Source organism: Pseudomonas sp. 58(2021) (assembly GCF_017491585.1).
Taxonomy (GTDB): Bacteria; Pseudomonadota; Gammaproteobacteria; order Pseudomonadales; family Pseudomonadaceae; genus Aquipseudomonas; species Aquipseudomonas fluorescens_BT.
The window spans coordinates 46,301-53,481 of record NZ_JAFGYZ010000034.1; the positions used below are offsets into that span (position 1 = coordinate 46,301).

6 protein-coding genes are annotated in these 7,181 nt (G+C 61.3%); 4 read left to right on the top strand and 2 right to left on the bottom strand.

The window, feature by feature from the left end; translation table 11 throughout:
- Nucleotides 1-227 precede the first annotated feature (227 nt).
- Nucleotides 228-1,772, top strand: a complete 1,545-nt coding sequence (locus J5M72_RS27430) for an NCS1 family nucleobase:cation symporter-1 (protein WP_207868043.1) — start codon at nt 228-230, stop codon at nt 1,770-1,772.
- 54 nt (nt 1,773-1,826) lie between these two features.
- On the top strand, nt 1,827-2,555 hold the full coding sequence (locus J5M72_RS27435; protein WP_207868045.1) for an aspartate/glutamate racemase family protein: 729 nt from the start codon (nt 1,827-1,829) through the stop codon (nt 2,553-2,555).
- Here the strand turns inward: J5M72_RS27435 and J5M72_RS27440 are convergent.
- Entirely contained in the window at nt 2,524-3,465 is a 942-nt protein-coding gene (locus tag J5M72_RS27440) for a LysR family transcriptional regulator (RefSeq protein ID WP_207868047.1), read from the bottom strand. The two genes, J5M72_RS27435 and J5M72_RS27440, sit on opposite strands and share 32 nt — an antisense overlap.
- 125 nt (nt 3,466-3,590) lie before the next feature.
- Here J5M72_RS27440 and J5M72_RS27445 point away from each other — a divergent pair, with 125 nt between their 5' ends.
- A complete protein-coding gene (locus J5M72_RS27445; RefSeq protein ID WP_207868049.1) occupies nt 3,591-4,337 on the top strand; it encodes a 3-oxoacyl-ACP reductase family protein in 747 nt (248 codons plus the stop codon).
- 71 nt (nt 4,338-4,408) lie between these two features.
- On the opposite strand, the gene J5M72_RS27450 is transcribed toward J5M72_RS27445, so the two are convergent.
- The gene (locus tag J5M72_RS27450) at nt 4,409-5,104 is read right to left on the bottom strand and encodes an HAD-IA family hydrolase (RefSeq protein WP_207868051.1); all 696 of its coding nucleotides are present in this window, start codon (nt 5,102-5,104) and stop codon (nt 4,409-4,411) included.
- A 249-nt stretch (nt 5,105-5,353) separates the two neighbouring features.
- Between J5M72_RS27450 and J5M72_RS27455 the strand changes: the two genes are divergently transcribed.
- Nucleotides 5,354-7,181 (top strand): DUF6531 domain-containing protein (locus J5M72_RS27455; RefSeq protein ID WP_243433520.1); only part of this gene is annotated, 1,828 nt, incomplete at its 3' end.

The following is a 7,181-nucleotide window of genomic DNA, read 5'->3' on the forward strand; positions in this document are numbered from 1 at the left end:
TTTGCATAGATCGATAACTGGCACAGATCTGGCTTATGTGCATACATGTTTTGTATACAAATCTGCAAAACATGAACCCACACTTCGATCCGCCAGCCTGAAGCGCCCTATCCCGTACAGGCTGCAGATGCCCCTAACCTGTGATGTTTCACCGCCCCGACGAAGATCTGCCGAGCCTGAGCGCTCATGCACAGTCATCGTGGCCCGAACATCAGGAGCCTGCCGGAATGCGTACGAGTCTCTCGAACAACACCATCGCGCTGAATCAGCCCTCCTCCTCAACCCTCGACCACACCGTGCCTCGTGACGGTATCGCCGAGTCGCTGCAACTGAGCCAGCGTCTACACAACAGTGACCTCGCGCCGACCAGGGTCGAAGGACGGCGCTGGGGCAAATACAGCATCTTTGCCCTGTGGACCAACGATGTGCACAACATCGCCAACTATTCATTTGCCATCGGCCTCTACGCCCTGGGTCTGGGCGGCTGGCAGATTCTGCTGTCGCTGGGGATCGGCGCGGCGCTGGTGTATTTCTTCATGAACCTGTCGGGCTACATGGGCCAGAAGACCGGGGTACCGTTTCCCGTCATCAGCCGGATCAGTTTCGGCATTCACGGGGCGCAGATTCCTGCGTTGATCCGGGCGGTTATCGCCATCGCCTGGTTCGGCATTCAGACGTACCTGGCGTCGGTGGTGTTTCGGGTGTTGCTCACGGCGATTCATCCGGGATTCGCCGACTACGACCACAACTCGATCCTCGGCCTGTCGAGCCTGGGCTGGGTGTGTTTCGTGGCGATCTGGTTTGTGCAGCTGGCGATCCTCGCCTACGGCATGGAAATGGTCCGCCGCTACGAAGCGTTCGCCGGGCCGGTAATTCTGCTGACCGTCGCCTGCCTCGCCGCGTGGATGTACACCCAGGCCAACGCGACCATCGCTTGGTCGATTCGCGAACCGCTGACCGGCGGCGAGATGTGGCGCAACATCTTTGCCGGTGGCGCCTTGTGGCTGGCGATTTACGGCACGCTGATCCTCAACTTCTGCGACTTCGCCCGCTCTTCGCCGTGCCGCAAAACCATCAAGATCGGAAACTTCTGGGGCCTGCCGGTAAATATTCTGGTGTTCGCCGGAATCACCGTCCTGCTGTGCGGTGCGCAATTTCAGATCAACGGCCGGATCATCGAAAGTCCGACCGAGATCATCGCCTCGATACCCAACACGTTCTTTCTGGTACTCGGCTGCCTGGCGTTCCTGATCGTCACCGTGGCGGTGAACATCATGGCCAACTTCGTCGCCCCGGCCTTCGTGCTGAGCAACCTGGCGCCGAAATACCTGACCTTCCGCCGCGCCGGGCTGATCAGCGCCACCATTGCCGTGCTGATCCTGCCGTGGAATCTCTACAACAGCCCGCTGGTGATCGTGTATTTCCTGTCCGGCCTCGGCGCCCTGCTTGGCCCGTTGTACGGCGTGATCATGGTCGACTACTGGCTCATCCGCAAAGGCCGGATCCACGTGCCGCAGCTGTACAGCGAAGACCCGAACGGCGCGTATTTCTACAGCCGTGGCGTCAATCTGCGCGCGGTGGCGGCGTTCATTCCGGCCGCGCTGATCGCGATCGTCCTCGCACTGGTACCGGGCTTCCACAGCGTTTCGCCCTTCTCCTGGCTGATCGGTGCCGGCATTGCCGGGATGCTCTACCTGATCATCGCCAAACGCCAGCCGCACTACGCCGACGTGGACGGTGAATCCATCGCCGTCGACAACGTCAGCCACTGATTTTTTTGGCGGCCCTTCGCGGGGCCGCAGAACCAACCGTAATAAGGACTTCCCATGCGAATTCTCGTGGTCAACGTCAACACCACCGAATCCATCACCCAGGCCATCGCCCGTTCGGCGCAGGCTGTCGCCTCCCCGGGCACGGAAATCGTCGGCCTGACGCCGCATTTCGGCGCCGATTCCGTCGAGGGCAATTTCGAAAGCTATCTGGCCGCCATCGCCGTGATGGACCGGGTGATGTCCTACGACCAGCCGTTCGACGCAGTGATCCAGGCCGGCTACGGTGAACACGGTCGCGAAGGTTTGCAGGAATTGCTCAACGTGCCGGTGGTGGACATCACCGACGCGGCGGCCAGCACCGCGATGTTTCTCGGCCACGCCTATTCGGTGGTCACCACGCTGGATCGCACCGTACCGTTAATTGAGGATCGGCTGAAACTGTCCGGCCTCTGGGATCGTTGTGCCTCAGTGCGCGCCAGTGGACTTGCGGTTCTGGAGCTGGAACATGAACCGCAGCGGGCGCTGGAGGCGATCGTGCACCAGGCCGAACTGGCGGTGACCCAGGACAAAGCCGAAGTGATTTGCCTGGGTTGCGGCGGCATGGCCGGGCTCGATGAAAAAATCCGTCAGCGTACCGGCGTGCCGGTGATCGATGGCGTCACCGCTGCCGTCACGATCGCCGAATCCCTCGTGCGCCTGGGGCTGTCGACGTCCAAGGTGCGCACGTATGCGACGCCGCGCCCGAAAACCATCACCGGCTGGCCAGCACGTTTTGCGCGTTGAACCGTTCTGCGAGATCCCGCGTTGAAAACTGCTCGATGATGAAATCAACGAACGCCCGGGTCTTGCCCGGCAGCAGTTTGTGCTCGGCGTAATAAATGGAGATGTTGCCGTCGTCGACGTACCAGTCAGGCAGGACCCGCTGCAACGTTCCCGCCTCCAGATAGCCGACGGCAAACGGCATGCTCACCAACGCAATCCCCAACCCCTGCGCCGCCGTGGCGCAGGCGGCTTCGGAGTCGCTCATCGTCATTCGTGCCTTGAGGGTCAGCGGGCTGTGTTGTCGGGTGCGATGGGTCAACTGCCAGGAGCGCACACGACCGGTTTGCGGTGAGCGGATCAGGATACCGTCGTGCAACTTGAGGTCGTCCGGCTCGCTGATCGGCGAGTACCGATCCAGATAATCCTTGGAAGCCACCAACACCCGATGCGCCGGCGTCAGCCTGCGCGCAACCACGCCCTGGGGCAGTTCGAAACCACCGCCAATCGCCGCATCGAAACCCTGGCCGATCAGATCGACCTGGCGGTTATCGAAGTGCCAGTCCGGATTGATCGCCGGAAACCTTTTCAGGAACTCTCCCAGCAACGGCACGATGTACAAGCGGCCGAACACCGTGCCCATGCTGACCTTCAGCGTGCCCGCCGGTTGACCGCCGGCGCTGGCCAGATTGCTCACGGCATTCTGGATGGTGGTCAGACTTGCGCTGACCTCACTCAGAAACAATTGACCCGCTTCCGTCAGGGTCAACCGACGGGTGCTACGCTGGAACAGCCTCACGCCGAGGCGCGCTTCCAGTTTCGCCACGCTTTTGCCCACGGCGGCCGGTGTCAGGCTCAGGCGTCGCGCGGCCTCGGCAAAGCTGCCGACTTCGGCGCTGCGCACGAAGCATTCGATACTGCTGAAGGTTTCCATGGCCGCCACTCTAAACTTCTGGTTTACACAGACTATAGCAACCACGGTCTACTCGCCTGGTGGCGAGGGGCAGATACTCGACACCACACCAAGGCAGCCTGCCTTGAAATTTCTGGAGATCGAACATGACCACTCAACACCTCAGCGGTAAAGTCGCTCTGATTCAAGGCGGCTCTCGCGGCATCGGTGCCGCCATCGTCAAACGCCTGGCTGCTGAAGGCGCCGCGGTTGCCTTTACCTACGTCAGCTCCGCCGCCAAGGCTGAAGAACTGCAAAACAGCATCACCGCCACCGGCGGCAAAGCCCTGGCGATCAAGGCCGACAGTGCAGACGCCAGCGCCATCCGTCACGCCGTAAGCGCCACTGTCGAAACCTTTGGCCGCCTCGATATCCTGGTCAACAACGCCGGTGTGCTGGCCGTCGCGCCGCTGGAAGATTTCAAGCTGGAAGACTTCGACCAGACCCTGGCAATCAACGTGCGCAGCGTGTTCATTGCCAGCCAGGAAGCCGCCAAACACATGGGCGAAGGCTCACGCATCATCAACATCGGCAGCACCAACGCCGACCGCATGCCCTTCGCCGGTGGTAGCGTGTATGCGATGAGCAAGTCCGCACTGGTCGGCCTGACCAAAGGCCTGGCCCGCGACCTCGGCCCACGCGGCATCACCATCAACAACGTGCAACCTGGCCCGGTCGATACCGACATGAACCCGGCTCATGGCGAGTTCGCCGACAGCCTGATCCCTTTGATGGCGGTCGGTCGTTACGGCAAAGCCGAGGAAATCGCCAGCTTCGTCGCCTACCTTGCAGGCCCGGAAGCCGGTTACATCACCGGTGCCAGCCTGACCATCGACGGTGGTTTCGGCGCCTGATTGTTTCGTGTGATCGAAAAACGCCGCCCCTCTGTTAAAGGAGGGGCGGCGTTTTTATGTCGGCGGTTTGATCAGGCCCAATCCAGCGCCGGCAATCCGCAGGCACTCGGTGTGAAGGTTTTCAACGTACGAAGAATCCCGTCGGCGTGTGCGTATTTTTCATCGGCCATGGCGGCATCGGGAATGGCGATGGCGGTCATGCCGGCTGCTTTCGCGGCTGTCACGCCGAACGGTGAGTCTTCGAACACCAGGCAATCTTCCGGTGCCACACCCAGGCGGCGAGCGGCGGTGAGGAAAATGTCCGGTGCAGGCTTGGCAGCGCCGACTTCCGGATCGTCGGCGGTGACGATGAAGTCGAACAACGCAAACCAGTCGCGGTGCAACGTGGTTTTCTGACCGAACGACTGGCGCGACGAACTGGTGCCGACGGCAATCGGAATGTTGTGCGCTTTGAGGTGGCGGATCAGTTCCTCGGCACCCGGCATCGCTTGCGCGGTGGGAAAGCGCTCGCGCATCAGCGGCTCGCGAATCACCAGAAACTCTTCGGCGGTGATCGGCAGGTCCAGCGCTTCGACCACGTAGCGCGCCAGATCGCCGGCACCGCGACCGATGATGTTCTGCTTGATGCTCCAGTCGAACGTGCGTCCGTAACGTTCGGCAATCAGCGAGGTGACCTCGGTGTAAATGCCCTCGGTGTCCAGCAGCAAACCGTCCATGTCGAAAATCACGGCCTTGATCGGGCCGAACGCCTTCAGCGGTGCATTCATCATCGGATCCGTTATCAAAGATATCCCGGGCGGCGTGGGTAGCGCCGCTGCTCGGATCTGATTAATGGGTTCAGCAGCATAGCGAGCCCAGCCGAGGTTGAGCAACGGGGAATGTCGGTTGTCCGCCGAACGTTGCCAGGCACATTTAGAGAATCGCCCTACAGACATCGCCTACTTGCCCGACTTCTTTCCTGTTTGATCCCCCGCAAAGTTTCGCGCCATTCCCTTGATGCGCGCGAGTGACTGCGAATGCTTCCATCCGATCGACTCCTGACCCTGAACAACAGCATTGGTTTGCTGGTGGTCGCTGCGCTGAACCCTGACCAGCCCGACGCCGAAACGCTGTTTCAGGAGTTCCGCCTCTGCCTCAACAACTATGAAAGCTGGGCCGAGCAGTTCTGGACAGGCACCGCGCTGGATGTCGATCAGGTGTTCGAGGTCGGTAACGATGTGCGGCTCAGTGCACCCGTGGCCAGCCGAAAGCCCATCAGTTCCTCCGTGGCCATGTGTTCCGCCACTGGCTCCATGACGCTGGTGCACATGTTCGAAGCAGCGCGCTTCGTTCCGATCGGCGACACGCCGGTGACCCTGGAACCGGTCATTTCCGATGTCGATGGTGTCCTGAAGTTCGGCGAACCGCTGCATTACACCATCGGCCCCAGTGGCATTCTCAAGGTCGACGATTGCGACCGGGGCCAGCGTTATCGCATCACCTTCTTTCCCGATGTTTCCAACGCGCATATCCAGGCGTTGTATGCCTCGTATCAGGGCCTTATCGATGGCCTGGAAGGCTGGCTGCGCGAGGAATGGAAAGGATTTCAACCGCAGTGGACGGAGTTTTCCAGCGCCGGTTTCACCGAGCGTTACGGTCAGTTGCAGCAGGCCGACTGGCGCGGTTTCGAAACGGCCCTGAATGGTGTCTGGGATGACGTGAAGCAACTGTTTGCCCTGCTCGCCGACTTGCAGGCCAACAGCGAAAAGCTTCTGCAATACCTTTCCGCTGTTGAACTGGATGCCCTGCTCACCGCGTCGTCCGAGGCCATCGCCAATGGTCTGCTGATGCTCAGCGATGAGCCGTTGTTGTTCATTTATCTGGCGGCCTTTACCAGTTGGCTGAAGATGCTGCCGCCGCACTTTCTGGCCGAGGTGGTGGCTGAGGTCAGGGCCGAACTGCTGGTCGGCTTTCTGTTGATGTGTGTGTCGGGTGGCATGGGTGTGCCGCTGCGGTTGAGCACAAAGGTATTGGGCAAGGTCAAGTCGCCGCGTGCGCGGGAATGGCTGGCGGCGTCGGCGTTGCGGCTGGCAGAGCTGACCTCGGCGCCCGATCTGACCCGACATGCGAGCGCTTTGAAACCGCTGATGGTCAATGCACGCCCGGCGCCGCTGCGCCCGACACCGGCCATTCCGCTGGAAGTCCGCACGGCGGATACGCTGGTGCTGACGGTGCCCAATCCGGCGCCCATTGCCCGTGACAAGTCCCACGCCATGACGCGCATGGAACGGCATGAGCCTCGGGATGATGCTTCGGAGCAGGCTAAAAACCCCAACGGCGCCAGCGCCGATTGTGCGCCGCGGACCTGTACCAACGGCTGTCCGGTGTCGATGGTCACCGGTGAGGAGTTGCTGACGCTGACCGACGGCGTGCTCGACGGGCTGTTGCCGTTCGAGTTCAGCCGCTTGTATCGCACCAGTGCAGCCGAGATCGATGTCGGGCTGGGGTTTGGCTGGAGTCATTCGCTGGCGCATCGGCTGGAGGTCGATGGTGCTTCGGTGGTCTGGGTTGACCATGAGAACCGGCGCACGCGGTTTCCATTGCCGAGCGTCGAGCGGCCGGCGATTCACAACAGTTTGTCGCGGGCGGCGACTTTTCTCGGGGACGAGCCGGAGGAACTGATCGTCGCGCTGGCGGGGGACGCGGCGCGGTTTTATCACTTTCGGGCTGGACGTCTTACCGCTGTCAGCGATGCCTATGCGAATCGTCTGACGGTGCATCGGGATCATTCCGACCGGATTCAGCGCCTGGATAACGGGGCCGGTCGTTCGCTGCTGCTGCGTTACGAGCGGGCGCATCTGGTCG

Coding starts and splice junctions, on each gene's coding strand:
- J5M72_RS27430 (WP_207868043.1), top strand. CDS start 228: ATGCGTACGAGTCTCTCGAACAACACCATCGCGCTGAATCAGCCCTCC.
- J5M72_RS27435 (WP_207868045.1), top strand. CDS start 1,827: ATGCGAATTCTCGTGGTCAACGTCAACACCACCGAATCCATCACCCAG.
- J5M72_RS27440 (WP_207868047.1), bottom strand. CDS start 3,465: ATGGAAACCTTCAGCAGTATCGAATGCTTCGTGCGCAGCGCCGAAGTC.
- J5M72_RS27445 (WP_207868049.1), top strand. CDS start 3,591: ATGACCACTCAACACCTCAGCGGTAAAGTCGCTCTGATTCAAGGCGGC.
- J5M72_RS27450 (WP_207868051.1), bottom strand. CDS start 5,104: ATGAATGCACCGCTGAAGGCGTTCGGCCCGATCAAGGCCGTGATTTTC.